This is a genomic window from Pseudomonas sp. ZY71, assembly GCF_036542145.1.
Lineage (GTDB): Bacteria > Pseudomonadota > Gammaproteobacteria > Pseudomonadales > Pseudomonadaceae > Aquipseudomonas > Aquipseudomonas koreensis_A.
The window spans coordinates 1,647,984-1,671,859 of the sequence record NZ_CP144274.1 but is presented as its reverse complement, the minus strand read 5'-3'; the positions used below and the strand labels follow the sequence as shown (position 1 = coordinate 1,671,859).

General features: G+C 58.8%; 26 protein-coding genes. 15 read left to right on the top strand and 11 right to left on the bottom strand.

Going from position 1 to position 23,876, the window contains the following annotated elements:
- Nucleotides 1-79: 79 nt before the first annotated feature.
- Nucleotides 80-1,261, top strand: coding sequence for an MFS transporter (locus tag VY732_RS07435; protein WP_331695104.1), 1,182 nt, complete (start codon nucleotides 80-82; stop codon nucleotides 1,259-1,261).
- On the opposite strand, the gene VY732_RS07430 is transcribed toward VY732_RS07435, so the two are convergent.
- The 3 genes from VY732_RS07430 to VY732_RS07420 all read right to left on the bottom strand — a co-directional run bounded on the left by VY732_RS07430 (nucleotide 1,206) and on the right by VY732_RS07420 (nucleotide 3,725).
- On the bottom strand, nucleotides 1,206-2,174 hold the full coding sequence (locus VY732_RS07430; RefSeq protein ID WP_442968561.1) for a DMT family transporter: 969 nt from the start codon (nucleotides 2,172-2,174) through the stop codon (nucleotides 1,206-1,208). The genes VY732_RS07435 and VY732_RS07430 overlap by 56 nt on opposite strands.
- Nucleotides 2,175-2,380: 206 nt before the next feature.
- Nucleotides 2,381-2,785 (bottom strand): DUF2177 family protein, encoded by a 405-nt coding sequence (locus VY732_RS07425; RefSeq protein ID WP_116028901.1) that lies wholly within the window; start codon nucleotides 2,783-2,785, stop codon nucleotides 2,381-2,383.
- A gap of 103 nt (nucleotides 2,786-2,888) precedes the next feature.
- Nucleotides 2,889-3,725: a CvfB family protein gene (locus VY732_RS07420; protein ID WP_077571586.1), complete on the bottom strand. Its 837-nt coding sequence runs from the start codon at nucleotides 3,723-3,725 to the stop codon at nucleotides 2,889-2,891.
- Between the two features lie 340 nt (nucleotides 3,726-4,065).
- Here VY732_RS07420 and VY732_RS07415 point away from each other — a divergent pair, with 340 nt between their 5' ends.
- The 3 genes from VY732_RS07415 to VY732_RS07405 all read left to right on the top strand — a co-directional run bounded on the left by VY732_RS07415 (nucleotide 4,066) and on the right by VY732_RS07405 (nucleotide 6,125).
- On the top strand, nucleotides 4,066-4,254 hold the full coding sequence (locus tag VY732_RS07415; protein WP_016985943.1) for a hypothetical protein: 189 nt from the start codon (nucleotides 4,066-4,068) through the stop codon (nucleotides 4,252-4,254).
- A 206-nt stretch (nucleotides 4,255-4,460) separates the two neighbouring features.
- Entirely contained in the window at nucleotides 4,461-5,177 is a 717-nt protein-coding gene (locus VY732_RS07410) for a TorF family putative porin (protein ID WP_331695102.1), read from the top strand.
- Between the two features lie 78 nt (nucleotides 5,178-5,255).
- Nucleotides 5,256-6,125 carry a DUF6279 family lipoprotein gene (locus VY732_RS07405; RefSeq protein ID WP_331695101.1) on the top strand — a complete coding sequence of 290 codons (870 nt, stop codon included), beginning with the start codon at nucleotides 5,256-5,258 and terminating at the stop codon, nucleotides 6,123-6,125.
- A 122-nt stretch (nucleotides 6,126-6,247) separates the two neighbouring features.
- On the opposite strand, the gene VY732_RS07400 is transcribed toward VY732_RS07405, so the two are convergent.
- Complete coding sequence (locus VY732_RS07400; RefSeq protein ID WP_034153215.1) at nucleotides 6,248-6,640, bottom strand: hypothetical protein; 393 nt, start codon at nucleotides 6,638-6,640, stop codon at nucleotides 6,248-6,250.
- A 176-nt stretch (nucleotides 6,641-6,816) separates the two neighbouring features.
- Here VY732_RS07400 and VY732_RS07395 point away from each other — a divergent pair, with 176 nt between their 5' ends.
- The 4 genes from VY732_RS07395 (at nucleotide 6,817) to VY732_RS07380 (ending at nucleotide 9,392) form a co-directional block, all read left to right on the top strand.
- On the top strand, nucleotides 6,817-7,551 hold the full coding sequence (locus VY732_RS07395; protein ID WP_331695100.1) for a DUF899 domain-containing protein: 735 nt from the start codon (nucleotides 6,817-6,819) through the stop codon (nucleotides 7,549-7,551).
- 107 nt (nucleotides 7,552-7,658) lie between these two features.
- Nucleotides 7,659-7,934 (top strand): hypothetical protein, encoded by a 276-nt coding sequence (locus VY732_RS07390; protein ID WP_123594750.1) that lies wholly within the window; start codon nucleotides 7,659-7,661, stop codon nucleotides 7,932-7,934.
- Between the two features lie 261 nt (nucleotides 7,935-8,195).
- Complete coding sequence (locus VY732_RS07385) at nucleotides 8,196-8,780, top strand: papain-like cysteine protease family protein (protein WP_150795646.1); 585 nt, start codon at nucleotides 8,196-8,198, stop codon at nucleotides 8,778-8,780.
- Between the two features lie 12 nt (nucleotides 8,781-8,792).
- Nucleotides 8,793-9,392 carry a hypothetical protein gene (locus VY732_RS07380; RefSeq protein WP_331695098.1) on the top strand — a complete coding sequence of 200 codons (600 nt, stop codon included), beginning with the start codon at nucleotides 8,793-8,795 and terminating at the stop codon, nucleotides 9,390-9,392.
- A gap of 54 nt (nucleotides 9,393-9,446) precedes the next feature.
- Here VY732_RS07380 and VY732_RS07375 read toward each other — a convergent pair whose 3' ends face one another.
- Complete coding sequence (locus VY732_RS07375; RefSeq protein WP_007914470.1) at nucleotides 9,447-10,787, bottom strand: DEAD/DEAH box helicase; 1,341 nt, start codon at nucleotides 10,785-10,787, stop codon at nucleotides 9,447-9,449.
- Between the two features lie 191 nt (nucleotides 10,788-10,978).
- Between VY732_RS07375 and VY732_RS07370 the strand changes: the two genes are divergently transcribed.
- On the top strand, nucleotides 10,979-12,277 hold the full coding sequence (locus VY732_RS07370) for a mechanosensitive ion channel family protein (protein ID WP_322846275.1): 1,299 nt from the start codon (nucleotides 10,979-10,981) through the stop codon (nucleotides 12,275-12,277).
- 121 nt (nucleotides 12,278-12,398) lie between these two features.
- On the opposite strand, the gene VY732_RS07365 is transcribed toward VY732_RS07370, so the two are convergent.
- From VY732_RS07365 to VY732_RS07355, 3 genes are all read right to left on the bottom strand, one after another.
- Nucleotides 12,399-13,265 carry a carboxylate/amino acid/amine transporter gene (locus tag VY732_RS07365; RefSeq protein WP_102900312.1) on the bottom strand — a complete coding sequence of 289 codons (867 nt, stop codon included), beginning with the start codon at nucleotides 13,263-13,265 and terminating at the stop codon, nucleotides 12,399-12,401.
- Nucleotides 13,266-13,609: 344 nt separating this feature from the next.
- Nucleotides 13,610-14,209: an FMN-dependent NADH-azoreductase gene (locus tag VY732_RS07360; protein WP_116028893.1), complete on the bottom strand. Its 600-nt coding sequence runs from the start codon at nucleotides 14,207-14,209 to the stop codon at nucleotides 13,610-13,612.
- A 230-nt stretch (nucleotides 14,210-14,439) separates the two neighbouring features.
- Nucleotides 14,440-14,754 (bottom strand): 3-phosphoglycerate kinase, encoded by a 315-nt coding sequence (locus VY732_RS07355; protein WP_077571578.1) that lies wholly within the window; start codon nucleotides 14,752-14,754, stop codon nucleotides 14,440-14,442.
- Nucleotides 14,755-14,803: 49 nt separating this feature from the next.
- On the opposite strand from VY732_RS07355, the gene VY732_RS07350 reads away from it, so the two are divergent.
- From VY732_RS07350 to aqpZ, 5 genes are all read left to right on the top strand, one after another.
- The gene (locus VY732_RS07350; protein WP_007914443.1) at nucleotides 14,804-15,727 is read left to right on the top strand and encodes a LysR family transcriptional regulator; all 924 of its coding nucleotides are present in this window, start codon (nucleotides 14,804-14,806) and stop codon (nucleotides 15,725-15,727) included.
- 14 nt (nucleotides 15,728-15,741) lie between these two features.
- Nucleotides 15,742-16,545 (top strand): alpha/beta fold hydrolase, encoded by an 804-nt coding sequence (locus VY732_RS07345; protein ID WP_331695097.1) that lies wholly within the window; start codon nucleotides 15,742-15,744, stop codon nucleotides 16,543-16,545.
- A 3-nt stretch (nucleotides 16,546-16,548) separates the two neighbouring features.
- Nucleotides 16,549-17,112, top strand: a complete 564-nt coding sequence (locus VY732_RS07340) for a peptidylprolyl isomerase (protein ID WP_331695096.1) — start codon at nucleotides 16,549-16,551, stop codon at nucleotides 17,110-17,112.
- Between the two features lie 90 nt (nucleotides 17,113-17,202).
- Entirely contained in the window at nucleotides 17,203-19,035 is a 1,833-nt protein-coding gene (locus VY732_RS07335) for an ABC transporter ATP-binding protein (RefSeq protein WP_137218130.1), read from the top strand.
- Nucleotides 19,036-19,338: 303 nt separating this feature from the next.
- The gene (gene aqpZ, locus VY732_RS07330) at nucleotides 19,339-20,034 is read left to right on the top strand and encodes an aquaporin Z (protein ID WP_077571574.1); all 696 of its coding nucleotides are present in this window, start codon (nucleotides 19,339-19,341) and stop codon (nucleotides 20,032-20,034) included.
- Between the two features lie 113 nt (nucleotides 20,035-20,147).
- Here the strand turns inward: aqpZ and VY732_RS07325 are convergent, their stop codons facing one another.
- The gene (locus VY732_RS07325) at nucleotides 20,148-21,272 is read right to left on the bottom strand and encodes a GNAT family N-acetyltransferase (protein WP_331695095.1); all 1,125 of its coding nucleotides are present in this window, start codon (nucleotides 21,270-21,272) and stop codon (nucleotides 20,148-20,150) included.
- Between the two features lie 283 nt (nucleotides 21,273-21,555).
- Between VY732_RS07325 and VY732_RS07320 the strand changes: the two genes are divergently transcribed.
- Nucleotides 21,556-22,878 carry a putative porin gene (locus VY732_RS07320; protein ID WP_077571572.1) on the top strand — a complete coding sequence of 441 codons (1,323 nt, stop codon included), beginning with the start codon at nucleotides 21,556-21,558 and terminating at the stop codon, nucleotides 22,876-22,878.
- Between the two features lie 145 nt (nucleotides 22,879-23,023).
- Here the strand turns inward: VY732_RS07320 and VY732_RS07315 are convergent, their stop codons facing one another.
- Together VY732_RS07315 and VY732_RS07310 are read right to left on the bottom strand one after the other, a co-directional pair.
- Nucleotides 23,024-23,260 (bottom strand): anti-sigma factor family protein, encoded by a 237-nt coding sequence (locus VY732_RS07315; RefSeq protein WP_077571571.1) that lies wholly within the window; start codon nucleotides 23,258-23,260, stop codon nucleotides 23,024-23,026.
- The gene (locus VY732_RS07310) at nucleotides 23,254-23,865 is read right to left on the bottom strand and encodes an RNA polymerase sigma factor (RefSeq protein ID WP_077571570.1); all 612 of its coding nucleotides are present in this window, start codon (nucleotides 23,863-23,865) and stop codon (nucleotides 23,254-23,256) included. Before VY732_RS07310 ends, VY732_RS07315 begins: the two co-directional genes overlap by 7 nt.
- Between the last annotated feature and the right edge of the window lie 11 nt (nucleotides 23,866-23,876).

The window sequence follows — 23,876 nt, the reverse complement described above, 5'->3', positions numbered from 1 at the left end:
TACTCACTATTATTCAATTTTAAAGAAAGTCAATCAGTCCTAGCCTGACGGTCATTGATCCTTCCAAGGAATCCCGACGATGTCGCCTCTGATTCGCTTATCCGCTTGCTTCGTTGCCTTGATGATGGCCATGGGCATCGGGCGTTTCGCCCTCACCCCGCAAATGCCGCACCTGCTCAGCGAAGGCCAGATCGACCTGACGGCCGCCGGTCTGATTGCGGCGGCCAACTACCTCGGCTACCTGCTCGGCGCGGTGGACGCGATGTTCGCCCATCGCCCGCAGCAGGTTCAGCGGCGCCTGCACGGCGGACTGTGGTTGTGCGTGCTGCTGACACTGGCGTCGTTCTGGGCCAATGGCTTCTGGTCGCACTTGCTGCTGCGCTTCGGCACCGGGGTAGCAAGTGCCTGGGTGCTGGTGATGATCACTTCGTTGAGTCAACCATTGGCGGCGGCAGCAGGTCGTCCGAGATTGGGCGCTCTGGTATTTGCCGGACCGGGTTTGGGGATTTTTCTGACGGGGTTGTTGGCGCTGGTCTCACATCTGCTGAATCAGACGTCCGCAACGTTGTGGCTGATTTATGCCGCGGCTGCGTTGGTGATGATGCTGGGGGTCTGGCGACTGCTGCCAACGCCTGTCGCAACGGCGACGGTGGTTGCAGCGCCGGTCAGTCCATCGAATCGGGGCATTGGCCGGCTGGCGGGAATTTATGCGCTGTACGGCGTCGGCTACATCATTCCGGCGACCTTCCTTTCGCAAATGGCCAATGCACAATTTCACGGGCAGTGGCAGGCAGACCTGTTCTGGCCTTGTTTCGGTCTGGCGGCGGCGCTTGGCGTGTTGCTGGTGAGCTTGCGGCGTCACGATCCCGCAACCACCCGGCACTGGTTGATGGCAACGCTGTGGCTGCAAGCGGCCGGCGTGTTCGCCTGTCTACTGGGCAGCGGCCTTGGCCTCGCACTCGGGGTGATCCTCTGCGGCACGCCATTTCTGGCTTGCATGCAATTAGTCATGCAGCGCTCGCGGGAACTGGCGCCACATGCCACGCAACGCAATGCCGGGATGCTTACCGCCTGCTTCGCCGTCGGCCAACTCAGCGGCCCTCTATTGGCAGCGCTGAGCAGCCATTTCAGCGGTGGCCTGCATCCGGCGCTGGTGATCGCCGGCAGCGGCTTGCTGATCGCTGGCGGCCTGGCGATGCAGTCGACTAACGCTGACCCAGCGCTTTGCGCAAACGCCGACGCAGCCACTGCTCGGCGCTGACAAAAGTGATGCCAAACAGCACCAGCACGGCGCCGACGACGAAGTTAACCGTCAACTGTTCGCCGAGCAGCAACACGCCAAAGGTCACGCCGAACAGCGGCGTCATAAACGAAAACACCGCGAAGTTGGCTGCCAGATAACGGCGCAGCAGCCAGAACCAGATCAGGTAGCTGAAGAACGACACCACCAGGCCCTGGAACAGCACGCTGGCCACCGCCACGGGGGTCAGGCTGACGTGGGTGATCTGGCCGCTGAACAGCGCAATCAGCAGCAGGCCGAGGAAGCCGACGATCAACTGATAGAACAAGGTCAGTGTCACCGGTGCTTCCGACAGCCGCGAGGCGCGCACCACCACCGTGGTCGCGCCCCAACAGGCGCCAGCCAGTACGCCAAAGGCATCGCCGAGCAGCATGCGCCGGTCGAGGTTGTCCCACGACACACCGCCGGCGAAGGCAATCGCAATGCCGATGAACGCGAGCAAAATGCCCAGCCATTGCAACGGTCGCAGGCGCTCACTGGCCAGCAGAAAATGCACGCCCAACGCGGTGAAGATCGGCGCGGTGTAGAGGAACACCGACATGTGTGCAGCCGTGGTCAGTTGCAGACCTTCAGCGATGAAAAGGAATTCCAGACCGAACAGCGCACCAGCCAGCAAGCCGCCGCGCCAGGTGTTGCCGACCTGATCCCAGCCGCCCTTCCAGCAGATCAGCAACGCCACCAGCAACGCAGAGATCCCCGAGCGCGCGGCCGCTTGCATGACAGGCGCGATGTCCGGCGCCGCCCATTTGATCATCACTTGCTGCACGCCCCAGATCAGGCAGAGGCCGATCATCACCTGCAAGGCAAAACTGTCGGCATTGCGCCGCTCGACAATCACCGCAACACCTCGAACACACACAACATGGCAGGCCATCCAATGGTCAGAAAACAGTGCTGGGGATTATCAATCAGTCGGGCGGAAAAAAGGCGTCTGGGAAAGACATTTAGTGCTTCAGTGGCGGCAGTGGTGAATGGCTGTCGGCTACGCCGCCATTCGCGAGCAGGCTCGCTCCCACTTTAGAGTGCGTTCCCCTGTGGGAGCGAGCCTGCTCGCGAAGAGGCCGGCACTGCCAACACACATTACCGAGCAGACTTGCCAAACCTTTTGCTCACCAAAAACCCGACAATACAAGCCATAGCAGTAGCAAACGTCCCCCACGCCCAATCCATCAGCGTCACCTGCACCGACCATCCGCGCAATGTCGCCCAATTGGTCAGGTCATAGGTGCCGTAAGCTATCAGCCCTAACAACGCGCCCCGCTTCGCCGCCCATTGCCATGTCACGGCCGGCGTCACCACAAACACCACGCAGCCAAAAACATACAGGCAATAAAAAACCGCTGCCGGAACCAGCAGCGGTTTTTCGAGCATCAGCGGACCGAGCAGTTCGCGATAGGTCGGCGCCATCAACAGGCCGAGCCAGAGACCGTCGAGCAACAGAAACGCAATCAGCGTCGCAACATAGGCAACCAGAGACTTCTTCATCACACCCACCCTCATGTAGGAGCTGCCGCAGGCTGCGATCTGTTGATCTTCAAAGTCAAAAGATCGCAGCCTGCGGCAGCTCTTACATGGGGCCAGCGGTGTCTCAGGTTAGTTCAATGCGATCAGCATGAATGACGATCTTGCCTTCCTTGTACAGCGCACCGATGGCCTTCTTGAAGTTGCCTTTACTGACGCCAAACAGGCTGCTGATCAGCGCCGGATCGCTCTTGTCGCTGACCGGCAGCGTGCCGCTGTTGTCGCGCAACTTGGCGAGGATCTTCGAGTTCAGGCTGCTCGCTGCTTCCTGGCCAACCGGTTGCAGGCTCAGGGCGATCTTGCCGTCGGCACGGACTTCCTTGATGTAGCCCTTCTCGATCATGCCGGCGCGCATGAACTTGAAGATTTCGTTCTTGTGAATCAGACCCCAGTGCTTGTTGTTGATGATCGCCTTGAAGCCCATGTCGGTGGCTTCGGCAACCAGCAGATCAACTTCCTGGCCCTGGCTGTAGTTGGCCGGGGTCTTGTCGAGGTAGCGATCCAGACGCGCAGTAGCGGTGATGCGGCGGGTATGCTTGTCGAGGTAGACGTGCACCACGCAGTATTCGCCGGCGGTCATCTGGCGCTTTTCTTCGGAATACGGCAGCAACAGATCCTTCGGCAGCCCCCAATCGAGGAACACACCGATGCTGTTGACTTCAACGACTTTCAGACTGGCAAATTCGCCGACCTGAACTTTCGGTTTTTCCGTGGTAGCGAGAAGTTTGTCTTCGCTGTCCAGATAAACAAATACGTTGAGCCAATCTTCATCTTCGGTAGGAATATCTTTCGGGATATAACGATTAGGCAAAAGAATCTCGCCATCGGCACCGCCATCCAGATATAAACCGAAGTTAGTGTGTTTAACCACTTGCAAACTGTTGTAACGCCCGACTAAAGCCATTTCCAGAACCCTCATTACGTGGGCGGCATTCTACCCGTTTTTGGCGTGGCCGTCGGGCGGCAGATCCGCACGCGTCGGAATTCTGCGCAACGCCTTGATTTTCCTTGTGTGCGGCTGGGCTGAGATGCCGCTCGTCAGGGAGGCACTCACGCTAGCGGTGGAACAATTCAATGCACCGGCGACTAAATGTTCTTATTTAAAACAGCAGGTTAGCCGGATATATCGAATATTCAATCGAGAATAATGCAGCACAGCGCTGGGTTATTCCGGGGGATATTTACCAAGCAATTGTCAAGTTATTCCTGTACGATGCCTGGCCGAGTTACTTTTCTACAGGTTAATGGCCGCCATGCGTGTAAAAGCATCCACCAGCAAAGCAAAGCCAGCTCCAGCCGTTGAAACCAGCGAATCGATCAACGATCAGATCGCAGCGTTCCTCAAGTCTGGTGGCGAGATCCAGCAAATTGCCAAAGGCGTCAGTGGCCAGACATTCGGCCCGTCCAAGCAGATCAGCCTGGGCAAGAAGTAACACCCGGTTTTACACCCGTCCAGAGGCGCTTTGAGCTTCGAAGCGTCTGGACTGGCACCGCGCAACATCCCTCCCTTTTAAACAAAAATCCTTGTAAATCGACGAACGGCCTTCAATGCCGATCATTCGCCGGTATCCTTGCACGCGTCTAGATCAAGCGTTTCAGCAGGCCCGCCGTCCTGCGCTCGCCGTTCATGGAGTGACGCATGCGCAAATCTTCCTGTTTATTGCTCGCAAGCCTGTTGGCTAGCTCGACTGCGCACGCACAGATTTTCCAGCGTGAACTCGGCGACTTCGATCTCAAACTTGGCACCACACCGACGCGCAGCATGGCCCAGGGTCTGGTCAAACCGGCAGCCGTCGGTTCGTTCCACGGCGGCCTCGACCTGAGCCACGACAGCGGCCTCTATGTCGGCCAGTACGCACCGAGTATGGGCATCAGCCCAGGCAAAAACCTCGAGATCGACTCCTACGTCGGTTTTAAACAGCCTTTCGATCAAACCCTCGGCTATGAAGTCGGGATGATCCACTACAGCTATCCCAAGGTAGACACCCTCGACAGCCAGGAGCTGTTCGGTGGCCTGACCTTGCTCGGCAGTCGTTTCGGCGTGGCCTTCAGCAACGACCCGGACAAACAGAACAACACCTTGTTTGCCGATCTTGGCGGCAACCAGCCGTTCGGCATCGGCGTCAGTATGAAATACACCACCCACCAACTGAACACGCCAGTGGCCGTGGACGGTGGTTATGTCGGCAGTTTCACCGATTGGTCGGTGAAATTGTCCCGGCCATTCATGGGCGTCGACCTCGACCTGATCTACAGTAACTCCAGCCTCAGCGGCAGCGATTGCTCAGCCTATTCCGGGCACAACAGCGAGTGCGACGGTCTCGTCACCCTCAAGGCTGCCCGCGCGTTCTATTGATCGGCTGAACTGCCGGGTTCATTCTGCGTTCACATAGGAATCAGTCCCTCGAAGCCAGGCTCACGCAAGGATTCGCCCATGTCTCGCTGGTTCACGCACATCGCCGCACTACTGATTTTCACCCTCGCCCTCGGCGCCTGTAGCCGTGTCGGCCTGGCCTATCGCAATCTCGACGTCATCATTCCGTGGACGCTCGGCGATTACCTGGACATGAACGGCGAGCAGAAAGACTGGTTCAACGAACGGCTCAAGGATCATCTGAGTTGGCATTGCACCACGCAATTGCCGGGCTATCTGGACTGGCTGGATCGCCTGCAGACCATGGTCGAAACCAATCAGGTCACCGATGCCGCATTGCAGGCGCGTACCACGGAAGCCAAGCAGGCCATTGCCGAAACCGCTCGAGAGATCACCCCATCGGCCATTGAGTTGCTGCAAGGGCTGGATGACAAGCAAGTGGCCGAGATGAATGACGCGTTTGCCAAGGATCTGCGCAAACGTCAGCAGGAATACCTCAAGCCGCCGCTTGATCAACAAATTGCCGAGCGTGGCGCACGAATGGTTAAACGCTTGAATGACTGGCTCGGCCCCTTGAGCGCCACCCAGGAACAGCGGGTCATGGCGTGGTCGACCGCCCTGGGCGATCAGTACACGCAATGGATCGCCAACCGCGCCCATTGGCAGAAGCAATTCAGTGCTGCCGTAGCGCAACGCAAAAGTCCCGAATTCCCACAGAGAATCGAGACGCTTCTGGTCAATCGCGAGAGTTTATGGACAGCGGATTACCGCAAGGCCTTCGCCGCTACTGAAGCGCAGGGACGCTCTCTGGCGGTGGATTTGATGGCCGAAAGTACGCCGCAACAGCGTCAGCGGTTGTTGAAGAAGATCGAGGGTGTGCGTAAAGACTTCAACGACCTCAAGTGCCTCAAGGCCGCGCAAAAAACCTGAACATACCCGAATCCAATGTAGGAGTGAGCCTGCTCGCGATAGCGGACTTCCAGTGACATCAATGTTGACTGGAAGACCGCTATCGCGAGCAGGCTCACTCCTACAGGGGGATCTGCGTAAACTCAGGCGATCTGGGCTTTGGAAGCCACTTCATCAAACGTCGCCTCGGCCAGCGCATCCTCCTGCTCATCCAGCACCTGACGCGGGTGATCATTACCGGGAATGCTGCTGTCGATCAGGCTCAACAAGCTGGAACCGCGTGGGGTCAGGACAAAATTGTTTCCGGTGCTGCCCTCCTCATCCGGGCGCGGTGCAATGTAACCGCGCAGGAGCAACAACCTTTCATAGTCGCAGGCCAGCGTTTTCAGGTGATCAAGGTTCTCGATCGGCTCGCCGGCGCTGGCTTTTTCCGCCGCATAGTCTTCGGCATAAGCCCTAGGGGCAAAACTGTGGCCGGCGCTGTTCTGCACTTCGTGCAGCAAACGTTCAATCAAATCCCAGTTATAAGTCGTCATCCTGATTCAACCTCCGGTGCGCGTGATTTATGGCGCGTTCATAGGTTGTGACCGGAGTGGCTCGCAGCCGTTCAGCCGCATTTCCCGCAGCGACCGACCGGCGGTCTGTCGATTTCCAGCAGGGTTAAACGACTAGTCTGAAACAGACGGTTTCAACCCCCGCAGGAGAAATCATCATGAACGTTGAGAATCATCCGGTGGTATCGCGCGAAGAATGGCTCGCCGCCCGTAAGCAACACCTCGCCGACGAAAAAGCCTTCACCAAGGAACGCGACCGCCTCAGCGCTGAACGTCGCGCGCTGCCGTGGGTAAAGGTCGACAAGGACTACCACTTTCAGGGGCCCAACGGCAGATTGAAGCTGGCTGACCTGTTCGGCAAACACAGCCAATTGGTGGTTTACCACTTCATGTTTGCCAAGGATTGGGAGGAAGGGTGCCAGGGTTGCTCTTTCCTCAGCGACCATATCGACGGTGCCAATCAGCATCTGGCGCATCACGACATCGCCGTTGTGGCTATTTCTCACGCCCCCTTCAACGAGTTCCAGGACTTTAAACGGCGCATGGGCTGGAGGTTTGACTGGGTGTCGTCAGAGGGTTGCGACTTTAACTATGACTTCGGCGTGTGCGCCCGGGCAGAAGATGTCGCGGCGGGAAAGGCTACCTACAACTACGAAAAAACTGACAGCGCCGAGGAAGAAATGCCCGGGCTGAGCGTGTTTTATCGGGATGCGAACGGCGACATCTTCCACACTTACTCAACGTATGCGCGTGGCCTCGACATGCTGGTCGGCGCCTACAACTACCTCGATCTCACGCCCAAGGGCAGGAATGAAGACGAGATCATGGAGTGGGTTCGGCATCATGATCGCTATGCGCTAGCGACTAAATCCAGTTGCTGCCACGGAAACTGAAAGCCTTTTGTGGGAGCGATCAAGCTCGCTCCCACAGAGTCTGAACTTTTCGCCAGTTTCGCCGCTCAACCGGTTAACCGCCTTAACCGGAACTGAGGCCTGCCCCGATGAAAACCCTGATCAAGCTTACCCTCGCCGCCACCCTCGTCTGCGCCCTGCCCGTCTGGGCCTGCACGCCTGAAGAAGCCACCGCCAAGCGCGAACAATTGGCCAAGGAAGTCTCGGAGCTGACCAAGCAGAATCCGGCCAAGGCCAAAGAGATCAATGCCGAATTGCAGAAGATGGATCTGGGCACGGCCAGCAAGGATCTGCCGGACAAGTGCCAGTTGATTGATCAGCGGCTGAAAGAACTGAATTCTGCCGAGAAGAAGACCGAGGGCTAACAGCAAGATCAAAAGATCGCAGCCTGCGGCAGCTCCTACATAACCCCCTGTAGAGCTGCCGAAGGCTGCGATCTTTTGCCACCGAAAATGCATTAATGCATTTATTTATTTGCATTAACGCATATCTCTGACTAGGGTTACCTCGAGCAAGGAGATCGGAACCGGCCACAGAAGATGGCAACCGTTAAGCACCGATCGCTCAGCAACACCGCTACACCCACACAAGCTGGACGCTTGTTTTCACTCATGGAGGATTGAAAAATGTTAACCACAGCAGCAACACAATTCACCGGCGAATCACTGCCAAGGTGCCTGGCCGGTCACCTGCTCGACCCGCAACTCGCCGAAGTCGAAGCCGCTGAACAGCTCAGCGCCCGCGCCGCTGGCAGCCTCAACTTCAACATGCAGAAACAGACCCAGACCAACTGGTGCTGGGCGGCAGTTTCCGCCTCGGTCGGCAACTATTACGGCACCGGCAACTGGACGCAGTGCGGCGTGGCCAGCACCCAGCTCGACCGCAACTGCTGCAATCAGCCGGGGCCGTGCAACGTTTACGGCTATCTGGATTCGGCCCTGCAAACCACCCGCAGCTACAACGGCATGAATCAGGGTTCGCTACAGATGTCGGCCATTCAGAACCAGATCAGCATGGGCCGCCCGGTCGGCTTGCGCTGCGCCTGGTACGGCGGTGGGGCGCATTTCCTGACGATTTACGGCACCAACGGCGATTACCTGTTGGTGGCGGATTCGATCTACGGCTACTCGACCCGCGCACTGAACGCGTTCCCGCGTGCCTATAACGGCGGCGGCAACTGGACCCACACTTACTTCACCGTGAAAAACTAGGAGGGCGACATCATGCAACTGACTTATCCAAAGGCGCCTTCCAACGGCGTACAGACCTTGCGTCCGGCGCTGCAAGCCGCTTTGCAAACCCAGGGCTTTGGCGCCAATCGCCAGTTCGCCAACGCAGCACCTGCAAAAATCAGCCTCAGCGAGGCCTATCGTGGCTACTCGCTGAGTCTGGATGATCTGAGCCAAGGCAAAGGCCTGAAAGATGCCCGCCTCGGCGACTGGCATTACCTGGTGTTTGCCGACGGCGTGACGATTGCCGATGCGCAACTGGCTGAGGTGCGCGGGCATGTCGAATTCGCCTCGCTGAATCACGGCGATCACGCCGCAGCTACGGTGGGTGCGCTGAAACTGGCGGAACAAGCGCCGCAATTGCAGGGCAAAACCGTTGAGCTACGCGTGCTGTTTGTCTCGGCGCTGCACGTCGTGGCGATCTGGCTGCATGCCGACGGTGAAGATGTGCTGATCCCGATCGAGCCGACGCCCAAGGAATTGGCGGTTACCGGGTTGTACAGCGAAGCAGCACTGCTCGCCGCATTGAAACCGGCGGCTGATCAGGCCAAGCGGCGCTTTGACACCGACACCAGTGGCCAGCTCGGCAACTGATGGACGAAAAAAAACCGGACACTGTCCGGTTTTTTTATACACGTCTGAAACGCCTTACTCAGCCGCAGGCTCTGCCGGCTTACGACGCTTGAGCGGCGCCATGCCGTCGCTGCTTACCAACGAGTCCGGCTTCGGACGGTTGGCGCTCTTGCGCTTGGTCGGCGTCTTGGCAGCGGTTTTCTTCTTGTCGCCCTTGGCGTCAGTCTTTTTCTTCTTCACGCCAACGGCTTTGCCCGAAGCCTTGACCTTTTTCGGTCCGCCGTAGGTGCCTTTGACTTCCTTGATGGTGCGGCGCTCGAAGCTTTGCTTCAGGTAGCGCTCAATGCTCGACATCAGGTTCCAGTCGCCGTGGCAGATCAGCGAGATCGCCAGGCCATCGTTACCGGCACGGCCAGTACGACCGATGCGGTGAACGTATTCGTCGCCGCTGCGGGGCATGTCGAAGTTGATCACCAGATCCAGACCATCGACGTCCAGACCACGGGCCGCAACGTCGGTCGCTACCAGAATCTTCACGCCGCCCTGCTTCAGACGGTCGATCGCCAGTTTGCGATCCTTCTGGTCTTTCTCGCCGTGCAGCACGAACGCTTTGTATTCCTGAGCCACAAGACGACCGTAGATGCGGTCGGCCATGGCGCGGGTGTTGGTGAAGACGATGGCCTTCTGATAGGTCTCGTTGGCCAGCAGCCAGTTCACAATCTGCTCTTTGTGCTGATTGTGGTCGGCGGTGATGATTTGCTGACGGGTCGTCGAGTTCAGCTGGCTGACCGCGTTGAGCTGCAGGTGCTCAGGGTTGTTCAGTACCTTGCCGATCATGTCGCGCAGGCCGGAACCGCCGGTGGTGGCGGAGAACAGCATGGTCTGCTGACGGTTCGGGCATTCGTCGACCAGACGCTGGACGTCTTCGGCGAAGCCCATGTCGAGCATGCGGTCGGCTTCGTCGAGCACCAGCACTTCGACTTCTTTGAGGTCGAGGTTGCCGGCGTTGAGTTGCTCGATCATCCGGCCCGGGGTGCCGATGAGGATGTCCGGCACTTTGCGCAGCATCGCCGCCTGGACCTTGAAGTCTTCACCGCCGGTGATCAGGCCGGACTTGATGAAAGTGAACTGCGAAAAGCGTTCAACTTCCTTCAGCGTCTGCTGGGCCAGCTCGCGGGTCGGCAGCAGGATCAGCGTCTTGATGCTGACGCGAACCTTGGCCGGGCCGATCAGGCGATTGAGGATTGGCAGAACGAAAGCGGCGGTTTTGCCGCTACCGGTTTGCGCCGTCACCCGCAGATCACGCCCTTGGAGCGCCAGCGGAATGGCCGCGGCTTGCACAGGCGTTGGCTCGACAAATTTCAGCTCGGCCACAGCTTTAAGCAGGCGTTCGTGCAGGGCGAATTGGGAAAACACGGGTGCTACCTCGAAGATATGCAAAAAAACAGCTGCATAGGTTACCGGTTTCGAGCGCTCAGGCCGAGTTTCTTTATACAAACGGACGTAATCAGTGGCTTTTTTGTTGCTCGATTTGTCTCCAACGGTAATACACGGCGGCTTAAATGCTCTAATCACCCATCGCGTCCTACAGAAGAATCGTTGCTCATATGGATTTCAAACAGCTCTGGCTCAACGCCCAGGACCTCTGGGGCACCCTCGAACAGCATCCACTTTTGCAGGCCGGCCTCGCCCTGACGCTGCTGCTGGTCATCGCGCTGGTGCTCGGACGAGTGGCGCGATACCTGATCCTGCACGCCAGCCGCATGCTCGGCCGCCAGCCGGCGCTCCACTGGATCAATGACTTCCGGCACAACAAGGTATTTCAACGTCTGGCGCAAATGACGCCGTCGCTGGTGATCCAGTTCGGTCTGCATCTGGTGCCGGAACTGAGCAAAACCGCGATGACTTTCCTCGGCAACGTGGCGTTGTCGTTCACCATCCTGTTCCTGCTGCTCTCGGTCAGCGCCCTGCTCAATGCCCTGCTCGACATCTATGCGCGCACCGAGCATGCGCGCACGCGTTCGATCAAAGGCTACGTGCAGCTGGCAAAAATGGTTTTGTACGTGTTCGGCGCGATCATCATCGTCGCCACACTGATCGACCGTTCGCCGCTGTTGCTGCTGTCCGGTCTGGGTGCAATGTCGGCGGTGATTCTGTTGGTCTACAAGGACACGCTGCTGTCGTTTGTCGCCAGTGTGCAGTTGACCAGCAACGACATGTTGCGGGTCGGCGACTGGATCGAGATGCCGCAAGTCGGCGCCGATGGCGATGTGGTCGACATCACTCTGCACACGGTCAAGGTGCAGAATTTTGATAAAACCATCGTCTCGATCCCGACCTGGCGCCTGATGTCCGAGTCGTTCAAGAACTGGCGCGGCATGCAGCAGTCCGGCGGACGGCGGATCAAGCGCAGCCTGTTCATCGATGCCAGCGGTGTGCGTTTCATCCGCGATGACGAAGAAGAAAAGCTCTCGCAAGTGCACTTGCTGACCGATTACATGAGTCGCAAGAAAGCCGAACTCAAGGCTTGGAACGAGGCGCAGGGCAATGTCGCGGCAATGTCAGCCAACCGCCGACGCATGACCAATATCGGCACCTTCCGCGCCTATGCACTGGCGTATCTGAAGAGCCATCCGGAGATTCAGCCGAACATGACCTGCATGGTCCGCCAGATGCAGACCACGGCGCAGGGCATTCCGCTGGAGATCTACTGCTTCACCCGCACCACGGCGTGGGCCGATTACGAGCGGATTCAGGGGGATATTTTCGATTATCTGCTGGCGGTGCTGCCGGAGTTCGGGCTGAGTCTGTATCAGCAGCCGAGTGGTGGGGATTTGCGCTCTGGATTGCTGCCGGCGGTGCTCGGCGCGGCGAGCATTCCCGAGCCGCAGAAACATCTCATGTAACCCACAAATAAAACTGTAGGAGTGAGCCTGCTCCGGGCGGCGTTCCGACGATGGCGGTGTGTCAGTCAACATTGATTTGTCTGACACACCGCCATCGCGAGCAGGCTCACTCCTACAGGGGTTACGCGGTGGCTGGGGATTTGCGGATGCCCAGTCGGCTGATCCATACGGCAGCGAGGATGACGCTGCCGCCGAGGAACAACCGCCCCAGTTCCTCATGCTGATTCCAGATGAGCAGATTCAGCAGCAACCCCACCGGCACATGCAGGTTGTTCATCACCGCCAACGTGCCGCCGTTGACCATGCACGCGCCCTTGTTCCACCAGTACATACCCAGCGCGGTCGAGACCAGGCCGAGGAACAGCAACACGCCCCATTGCAGCGGCGCTTCCGGGAGGAAGTTGGCTTTGCCGAACATCAGGAATGCCGGCAGCACCACCGCCAGCGCGCCGAGATAGAAGAAGCCGAAACGCCGGTAATGCGGCAGGTCGCTCGGGTGCTTGGCCACCAGATGCTTGTACATCACCTGTCCAGCGGCGTAGGTGAAGTTGGCCAGTTGCAAGAGCAGGAAGCCCATGAAGAAGTCCGGATTGATGCTGTCGAAACGAATCACCGCCGCCCCGCCCACCGCCACCAGCGCAGCGATCAGTGCCCACGGATTGAAGCGCCGGTTCAGGGCATCTTCGATCAGGGTCACGTGCAACGGCGTGAGGATGGTGAACAGCAACACCTCCGGCACCGTCAGCACGCGGAAGCTCAGGTACAAGCAGACGTAGGTCACACCGAACTGCAACGCGCCGATCACCAGCATGCCGCGCATGAACGAAGGTTCCACCGAGCGCCAGCGGGTCAACGGAATGAACACCAGCCCGGCCAGCACGACGCGCACCAGCACCGCGAAGTAACTGTCGACATGACCGGCCAGGTATTCGCCGATCAGACTGAAGGAAAACGCCTGGATCAGCGTGACAAAAAGTAGATAGCCCATGCTCGCCTCGAAATCGAATGGCGGCGACGATAGCGGTTTTTGCGCAAGACCGCGAACCCTCCAACAACACAAATCCCCTGTAGGAGTGAGCCTGCTCGCGATAGCGGAGTGTCAGTCAATACTGATGTGTCCGAACAACCGCCATCGCGAGCAGGCTCACTCCTACAGGGATCTACGTCGTTCTGTGAATCGCAGGCAAAAAAAAGCCCGATCTCGCAAATGCGTTCAATCGGGCTACAGCACTCAGGAGCAACAAGTGCAAAGGGAGGTTCGATGCGCGTAGAGCCTTGAAGGGGTTGCGCCAGGTCACTTAAACAATCGGCGATTATCTGGCGATTAACATATCAAGCGACCTGGGAGAGCTTGGCGTTGGCTTGATTCAGACCTTTCTCCTGGAAGTCGCCACCGAGGTTCATGCCCTCGGCGTGAATGAACGTCACGTCGTTGATGCCGATGAAGCCCATGACCTGACGCAGGTACGGTTCCTGATGATCCGCCGGGCCGCCGGCGTAGATACCGCCGCGAGCGGTGAGTACGTAGGCACGCTTGCCGCTGAGCAGGCCTTGCGGACCGGTTTCGGTGTACTTGAAGGTCACGCCGGCACGCAGCACGTGGTCGAGCCAGGCCTTGAGGGTGCTCGGGATCGCAAAGTTGTACATCGGCGCCGCCATCACCAGCACGTCAGCGGCGAGCAGTTCATCGGTCAATTCGTTGGAACGATCCAGCGACGATTGCTCGTTGGCGTTGCGCTGCTCGGCGGGTTTCATCCAGCCGCCCAGCAGGTTGCTGTCCAGATGCGGAACCGGGTTCATGGCGAGGTCACGTACGGTGATCTGATCGGCAGGGTGCGCCGCTTTCCACTGACTGATGAAGGTCTGAGTCAGTTGACGGGATACCGAGTCTTGCTGGCGGGCGCTGCTTTCGATGATCAGAACGCGGGACATGGTGTGTAGCCTCCATCCGAGAATGTTGTAGGTCGATGGAGTGAAGGTTAAACAGAGTCGAATCGATGAAAAAGCGCAAATAATTGCTGCAAAGTATCGAATAATTCGTTTAGATGCTGAACCATGCTCCTGTAGGAGTGAGCCTGCTCGCGATAGCGGTGTGTCAGTTAACACAGATGTATATGACACACCGCTATCGCGAGCAGGCTCACTCCTACAGGGGATCGGTGTTATTTCGGGGTGCAGGTCAGTTTGATGCGCAACTTGATGATCTCGCGGGTGAACTTGGCCGTGGCGTTTTTGTGTTTGCCGGCCGGTACATCGATCGTGCGGGTGCGCGGTGCTTCCGGGCCATTGCTGAACACCGCTTTGCACGTTGCATCGACATCACCGTAGTTGGCCACCCGAATCGATCCGATGTCGTTGTCGGTGTCGAAGGTCTCGTAGTCGATCTTCATGCCGTTGAGGTCTTTCTGCACATCGATCGGGTACGCAAAAGCAGTCAGCGGAAGCAGCGCCAGCAGCACACAACAGAATTTTTTCATTCGGCAGTCTCCATGAGGGACGGCCAGCTTAGGACAAGAGGAGCTATTGATGAAAGCGCCCCGCGTGACCCTTGATCAATGGCGAACATTGCAGGCCGTGGTCGACCACGGCGGATTCGCCCAGGCCGCCGAGGCCTTGCACCGTTCGCAATCGTCGGTGAGTTACACCGTCGCCCGCATGCAGGACCAGCTCGGCGTGCCGTTGCTGCGCATCGACGGGCGCAAAGCCGTGCTCACCGAAGCCGGTGGCGTATTGCTGCGCCGTTCGCGGCAACTGGTGAAACAGGCCAGTCAACTGGAAGATCTTGCCCATCACATGGAGCAAGGCTGGGAAGCTGAAGTCCGTTTGGTGGTCGACGCGGCTTACCCGAGCGCGCGGATCGTTCGCGCGCTGACCGCGTTCATGCCGCAGAGTCGCGGCTGCCGCGTGCGTTTGCGTGAGGAAGTGTTGTCAGGTGTCGAAGAAGTGCTGCTCGAAGGCGTGGCCGATCTGGCCATCACCGGCCTGAGCATTCCCGGTTACCTTGGTGCGGAACTGAGCGACGTCGAATTCGTCGCCGTTGCTCATCCCGATCACCCGCTGCATCGGCTCAATCGCGAACTGAGCTTTCAGGATCTGGAAACCCAGATGCAAGTGGTGATTCGCGACTCCGGCCGCCAGCAGCCGCGTGATGTCGGCTGGCTCGGTGCCGAGCAGCGCTGGACCGTCGGCAGCCTTGCCACGGCGGCCACGTTCGTCAGCAGCGGGCTCGGTTTTGCCTGGCTGCCACGGCATATGATCGAGCGCGAACTGAAAGATGGCTCGCTCAAGCTGCTACCGTTGGACAGGGGCGGCAACCGCAATTCCAGCTTTTATCTGTATTCGAACAAGGACAAACCCCTGGGCCCGGCCACGCAAATCCTCATCGAACTGCTGCGTACCTTCGACACCTTGCCGCTGGACGCACCGTTCGCCGCCCCTGAACAAGCCTGACACGGAGTTCACCGATGGCGTATTTCGAGCACGAAGGTTGCAACCTGCACTACGAGGAATATGGCCACGGCACGCCGTTGCTGCTGGTTCACGGGCTCGGCTCGAGCACACTGGACTGGGAAATGCAGATCCCGGCACTGGCCGCGCATTACCGAGTGATCGTCCCGGATATCCGTGGCCACGGGCGCTCGGACAAACCACGCGAGCGCTACAGCATTGCCGGTTTCAGTGCCGATATGCTGGCGCTGATCGAGCATCTGAATCTTGGCCCGGTGCATTACGTCGGGCTGTCGATGGGCGGCATGATCGGCTTCCAGTTCAGCGTCGATCATCCGCAAATGCTCAAGAGCCTGACCATCGTCAACAGCGCGCCCGAAGTCAAAATCCGCAGCCGCGACGATTATTGGCAGTGGTTCAAACGCTGGAGCCTGATGCGCGTGCTGAGTCTCGCGGCCATTGGCAAAGCGCTGGGCGGCAAACTTTTCCCGAAACCTGAACAAGCCGATCTGCGGCAGAAAATGGCCGAACGCTGGGCAAAAAACGACAAACGTGCTTATCTCGCCAGCTTCGATGCGATTGTTGGCTGGGGCGTTCAGGAACGACTTTCCCGGGTGACCTGTCCAACGCTCGTCATCAGCGCCGACCGTGACTACACACCGGTTGCGCTGAAAGAAACCTATGTAAAACTGCTGCCCGATGCGCGGCTGGTGGTAATCGCCGATTCGCGCCACGCCACCCCGCTCGATCAACCCGAACGCTTCAATCAAACGCTGCTGGAATTTCTCGCCGCAGCCGATATTCAATCTCAGGATCACTGACCCATGTTGAAAAAACTCGCCCTCGCCGCTGGTACTGTTCTGTTTGCCGCCAACCTGATGGCTGCCACGCCGGCCAAGGCACCGCACGTGCTGCTGGAGACCACCAACGGCCAGATCGAAATCGAACTGGACCCGGTCAAGGCGCCGATCAGTACCAAGAACTTTCTCGATTACGTCAACAGCGGTTTTTACACCAACACCATTTTCCACCGTGTGATCCCGGGCTTCATGGCTCAGGGCGGCGGTTTCACCCAGCAGATGCAACAGAAAGAGACCAAGGCACCGATCAAGAACGAAGCCAGCAATGGCCTGCACAACGTTCGCGGCACCTTGTCGATGGCGCGCACTTCCAACCCTGACTCGGCCACCAGCCAGTTCTTCATCAACGTGGCCGACAACGCGTTCCTCGATCCGGGCCGTGACGCCGGTTACGCGGTGTTCGCCAAAGTGGTCAAGGGCATGGACGTGGTCGACATCATCGTCAACTCGCAAACCACCACTAAAAGCGGCATGCAAAACGTGCCTGTCGACCCTGTGATCATCAAGTCGGCCAAAGTCATCGACTAAGCTGTACAGGGCGTATCGAGCGGCGCCGGCCTGATCCCGCGCGCCGCTCACACCGATAAAAGGAGAGCCCGTACTCCGGGCGGTTATCTGATGCTCTATCGCCGTTTCGAACAACTGATCGACATATTCCGTGAAGCCCCGACGGCATCACCTCCCGATCGCGTCTGGCCCTTCTATACCTATTACCTCAAGCAAGTCTGGCCAAGTTTTGCCGCCCTGCTCGTCGTCGGCCTGTTCGCCGCGTTGATCGAAGTGGCACTGTTCAGTTACCTGAGCCGCATCATCGACCTGGCCCAAGGCACACCCAACCCGAATTTCTTCAGCGACCACGCCCTCGAACTGACGTGGATGCTGGTGGTTGCTCTGGTGCTGCGACCGATCTTCTTCGGCCTGCATGACTTGCTGGTGCATCAGACCTTGAGTCCCGGCATGACCAGCATGATTCGCTGGCAGAACCACAGCTACGTGCTCAAACAGAGCCTGAATTTCTTCCAGAACGACTTCGCCGGGCGCATCGCCCAACGCATCATGCAGACCGGCAACTCGCTGCGTGACTCGGCGGTGCAAGCGGTGGATGCGCTGTGGCACGTGGTGATCTACGCGATCAGCTCGCTGGTGTTGTTCGCCGAGGCCGACTGGCGCTTGATGATCCCGCTGCTGACGTGGATCGTCGCCTACATCGGCGCGCTGTATTACTTCGTACCGCGGGTGAAAGAGCGCTCGGTGGAAGCCTCTGACGCGCGCTCGAAACTGATGGGCCGCATCGTCGACGGCTACACCAACATCGCCACGCTGAAGCTGTTTGCCCACACCAACTTCGAACAGCATTACGCCAAGGAAGCCATCGAAGAACAGACCGTCAAAGCGCAAATGGCCGGTCGCGTGGTCACCAGCATGGACGTGGCGATCACTGCCATGAACGGCCTGCTGATCGTCGGCACGACCGCGTTGGCGCTGTGGCTGTGGACGCAGTCGCTGATCACCGTCGGCGCAATTGCCCTGGCCACGGGTCTGGTGATCCGCATCGTCAACATGTCCGGCTGGATCATGTGGGTGGTCACTGGCATTTTCGAAAACATCGGCATGGTTCAGGACGGTCTGCGCACCATCTCGCAACCGGTCAGCGTCACCGATCACGAGCAAGCCAGACCGCTGGAAGTGGCCCGTGGCGAAGTGCGCTTCGAGCACGTGGATTTTCACTACGGCAAGAAGCGCGGGATCATCGGCGACCTCAACCTGAACATCAAACCGGGCGAGAAAATCGGCTTGATCGGGCCATCAGGTGCCGGCAAATCGACGCTGGTCAACCTGCTGCTGCGCCTGTACGACGTCGAAGGCGGACGGATTATGATCGACGGCCAGAACATCGCCGAAGTCGGTCAGGAAAGCCTGCGCGCGCGGATCGGCATGATCACCCAGGACACCTCGCTGCTGCACCGTTCGATCCGCGACAACTTGCTGTACGGCAAACCCGATGCGACTGATGCCGAGTTGTGGGATGCGGTGCACAAGGCGCGCGCCGATGAGTTCATTCCGCTGTTGTCGGACGCTGAGGGCCGCACCGGTTTCGATGCGCATGTCGGAGAGCGCGGGGTGAAATTGTCCGGTGGTCAGCGTCAGCGCATTGCGATTGCGCGGGTGCTGCTCAAGGACGCGCCGATTTTGATCATGGACGAAGCGACCTCGGCGCTGGATTCGGAAGTCGAGGCAGCGATTCAGGAAAGCCTGGAAACGTTGATGCAGGGCAAAACCGTGATCGCGATTGCGCACCGACTCTCGACCATTGCGCGGATGGATCGGCTGGTGGTGCTGGAGAACGGCAAGATTGCCGAGAGCGGCACCCATGCTGAATTGCTGGCTCACCGTGGCTTGTATGCACGGCTGTGGGCGCACCAGACCGGGGGGTTTGTCGGCATCGATTGATCTCTCCAGTCACCACAAAACCCTGTAGGAGTGAGCCTGCTCGCGATAGCGGTGTGTCAGTCCCGTTAACGTCGGCTGACACACCGCTATCGCGAGCAGGCTCACTCCTACAGGTGCCATCGGCACAGGATAAAACCGCCACAACCCGCCAACCACGGGCGCTGGCGGTTTTTTTGTGGCCGCTGGAAATCCACCAAAAGCCTGCTGTACTCAGCCAAGGTTCCGGAAGGGAGCCTGTCGTAAGTCTGCAAGGATGCACAACGCGATGCAGTCTCGATAGCAGGGCTATCAAGGACGCCTCTCATGTCTCTGTTCAAACGTTCAGTCACTGAGTTGTTGGGTACGTTCTGGTTGGTATTGGGTGGTTGCGGCAGCGCGGTGATCGCCGCGTCTTCACCACTGGGAATCGGGGTGCTGGGGGTGGCCCTGGCGTTTGGTCTGACGGTGCTGACCATGGCATTCGCCATTGGCCACATCAGCGGCTGTCACCTCAACCCGGCCGTCTCGGTCGGGCTGTTCGTCGGCGGTCGGTTTCCGGCCAAGGAGTTACCCGCTTACATCATTGCCCAAGTGCTCGGCGCGATTCTCGCGGCGGCGCTGATCGCCCACATCGCCAGCGGCAAGGAGGGCTTCGACATCGCCACAGGCCTGGCATCCAACGGTTATGGTGAGCATTCGCCAGGCAAGTACTCGATGGCGGCGGGGTTTGTCACTGAGTTCGTGATGACCGCGATGTTTGTGATCATCATCCTCGGCGCCACCGATAAACGCGCACCACCCGGGCTGGCACCCATCGCCATCGGCCTGGGCCTGACGTTGATCCACCTGATCTCGATTCCCGTCACCAACACCTCGGTGAACCCGGCACGCAGCACCGGGCCGGCGCTGATGGTCGGCGGCTGGGCGATTGCGCAGTTGTGGATGTTCTGGGTCGCGCCGCTGATTGGCGCGGTGGTCGGTGGCGGGATCTATCGATGGCTAGGCAAGGAAGAAACCTGAAGCCTGTACAAATCCCCTTGTAGGAGTGAGCCTGCTCGCGATAGCGGTGTGTCAGTCAACATCAATGGCTCTGACAGACCGCTATCGCGAGCAGGCTCACTCCTACAAAGGATTTATGTCTGGCGATAAGGCAACGCGGTTTTCGCTTCTTCGGCATACGCGAGGATGCCGGCGCGTTCCTGTTGCAGGAAATCCTTCACCGCTGCTTTCAGCCCCGGATGCAGCAAGTAGTGCCACGAGTGGGTGATCACCGGTTCGAACCCGCGAATCAGCTTGTGCTCGCCTTGGGCGCCAGCGTCGAAACGCTGAAAACCCTGGGCAATCGCATAATCCATCCCCTGATAAAAACAGGTCTCGAAGTGCAGTCGATCAAACTCCGCCAGACACCCCCAATAGCGGCCGTAGAAACTGTCGCCCCCGACCAGACTGAACGCCATCGCCACCGGTCGTGAGCCCTGTTTCGCCAGCACCACGCGAATCGCCTCGGGCATGCGCTCGGCCAGCAGACTGAAAAACTCCCGCGTCAAATACGGCGTCTGGCGCCTGACCGCATAGGTATTGGCATAGCAGGCGTAGACAAAATCCCACTGCGCCTCGTCCAGCTCCCGCCCTTCCAGCCATTCAAACTCAAAGCCCTGCCCCGCCACCTGCTCGCGTTCCTTGCGCATCTGCTTGCGCTTGCGCGAACTGAGCACGTCGAGGAAATCCTGAAAGTCGCGATAACCGCGATTCTGCCAGTGATACTGACAGCCAATGCGTTGCAGCCAGCCCGGCTGTTCGGCCATCGCAGCATCGGTAAAAGCGTCGGTGAAATTGATGTGCGCGCTGGAAAGCCCTTCGATCTCCAGATAGCCCGGCAGGCTCTTGAGCAGTTCGAAACCGTCTTCGACATTGGCCGCCAACAAGCGCGGGCCGCTGACCGGACTGAATGGCACAGCGGTCAACAGCTTGGGGTAGTAATCGATACCGGCGCGGGCGCAGGCGTCGGCCCAGCCGTGATCGAACACGTACTCGCCGTAGGAATGCCACTTGCGATAACTGGGTAACGCGGCGATCAGACGCCCCTCTTCGATGTGCAGCAAATGCTCAGGTTGCCAGCCGGTGTGAGGGCCAACGCTACCGCTGTCTTCCAGCGCACTGAGAAAGGCATGGCGCAAAAATGGCTGGCTTTCAGGCACTAGCGCATCCCAGGTTGCCGGGGCAATTTCCGACAGGTTTTGCAGGCGTTGCAACGGCATCAACAAGCTCTCCACAACAGGACTTCAGCGCCCGGCGAGTATCGCCGATTGCGCGGCATTGCACACCCGCAATCGGCCGACAGCGCTCTAGATCAATAGTTCAGGGCGAATCGATATCGTCATCAACCTGCCATCACTGTGCCACTGCTCTGTCATAAACCATCGCGATACTGGCGCCTGTTTTTAGAGCGCCGGGTTCTACCCGGACACTGTTTTCCGACGCTCGAATCGTCGGTTGTGCCCCGGATGGCTGTGCCATCCCCTCTCATCTTCGGAGATTGCTATGCGTCTTGCTTCCACGAAAACTGCGGCGGCCCTGTGCGGTGGCTTGTTGCTGGCCATGAGTGTTCCGGCCAGTGCTGCAGTCGACGCCAAACTGCTCGACATGCTCAAGGCTAACGGCTCCATTTCCCAGGCGCAGTACATCGAACTGCAAACTGAACTGGCCAAGGATCAGAAGGCTCAGCAAATCGCCCAGCAGGCGCAGCAAGAGACCAACGAACAAGTCGCTGCTGTTGCGAAGAAAACCAACGAACAAAGCGTCTTCGACCAGAAACTCGCCTGGGCGGCCAAGACCCAGTTCAAGGGCGATGTGCGTATCCGCCAGGAAACCATCAAGATCGACGGCGAGCCGAACAACGGCGGCCGCGACAAGGATCGTCAGCGCATCCGTGCCCGTCTGGGCGCCTACACCGAGATCAACCCACAGGTCGACACCGGCATCCGTATCGCCACCGGCGGCGGCGACGATGCCCGTTCGACCAACCAGGACCAGGACAACTACTTCGACAAGAAGCAGATCTGGCTCGACCTCGGCTACATCGACTACCACCCGGATCAGATCAAGAACCTGCACATCATCGGTGGCAAGATGCTTCAGCCGTGGGTCAGCATGGGCGACGTGATCTGGGATAGCGACATCAATCCGGAAGGTCTGGCCGTGACCTACAAGTACCCATTGGGCAGCAGCGCCGAACTGTTCGGCAGCCTGGGTAACTACAACCTCAAGGACAACGTCGACGGCGATGGCGTGCAATTCCGTCACGACCTGCGTCTGACCGCTGGCCAGTTGGGTAGCCGCTTCAACATCAGCGACAACCTGAAAGTGACCGTGGGCGGCAGCGTCTACGCCTACCAGAACGACGAAGACAGCCGCTGCACCGGTACTTCCACACCGTGCGCGCTGGCGGTCAACGGCAACTCGGCCAACAACGAATTCCGTCTGTATGAAGGGTTCAGCCAGGTCGACATCGGCGGTCTGCCGATGCCACTGTCGTTCTACGGTCAGTACGTGAAGAACAACGACGCCGTGACCGATCAGGACACCGCGTGGCTGTTGGGCGCCAAGTCGAAAGTCTTCGGCCTGAACCTCGATTACAACTATCGTGACGTGCAGCGTAATGCCGTGGTCGGCGCCTTCACCGACTCCGACTTCGCCAACGGCACCACTGGTTCCCGTGGCCACAAGTTCAAGGTCGGTTACGACATCGACAAGAACTTCGCTATCGGTGCCACGTACTTCCTGACCAAGGCCGACTTCGCCAGCCGTACCCAGCGTGACGCTGACGCCAACACCCTGCAACTGGACGCCGAAGCCAAGTTCTAAGAAAACAGCTACAAGCTTCGAGCGACAAGCTGCAAGTCACCGCTCCCCTTGCGACTTGTCGATCGAAGCTGATTTTCCTGCAGCCCGGTCCAGTTACAGCGATCCCCATCATCCGTTCGCTGGCGCTGCATCGGGCTGTGTTTTTTCACGGGCTATCGTCCCGCCGCTGCGCCGCCAGACGCTCAGCCAGCGCATCCACCCCGTCCTCCGGTTTCTCCGGCATCGCCTTCAAGGTGGCTTGCATCAAACGCATCTGACGAATGAAACGCCGGCAGTTCGGGCAAAACATCAGGTGATGACGCACCATCCACTTTTCACCAAAGCTCAATTGGTCATCGAGATAATCGCTGGAGCGTGCCACTTGCTCCTTGCAGGTCAACATTCTCCGGTCTCCTCAAAATGCTCCACGGTCGCGAAGACTTTCAGCCGCGCACGATGCAGCAGCACACGGACATTGGAGAGCGAGATCTCCAGAAGATTACAGATCTCCTCCAGCTCCAGCCCCTGCCGTTCGCGCAACAGCAAAACGCTGCTTTGCAGTTCCGACAGACTCAGCAGCGTATGCTCCAGGCACTCGCGCAATTCGTCTTCAGTGAGCAGCGCTTCGGGGGTGTCCTGGTGCCAGGCGAACGGGGCGACCAGCCAATGGCCGTCACCGGGAGAAAAGCGGTCGTCGTCGATCGTGCCATGGGGCGATGGCAAATCATCCATCAACACTTCCCGGCGATTTTGCTTGTAGCGACTTTTTGCCGAGTTGGCAGTGATGGTCAACAGCCAGGTCTTGAGACTGGAACGCCCCTCGAAGCTGGCGATATGGCGCACCACGGAAAGCCAGGCGTCCTGCACCACTTCTTCGACATGGCGCTGCCCGACAATCGCATACGCTACGGCGCGCATGGCGCTCTGGTACGTCGTCACCAGTTCCTTGAAAGCCTGTTGCTCACCGGCCAGCAGGCGCGCAAGCAGTTGGGTGTCGTCAGCCGCCATCCAAAAATTTC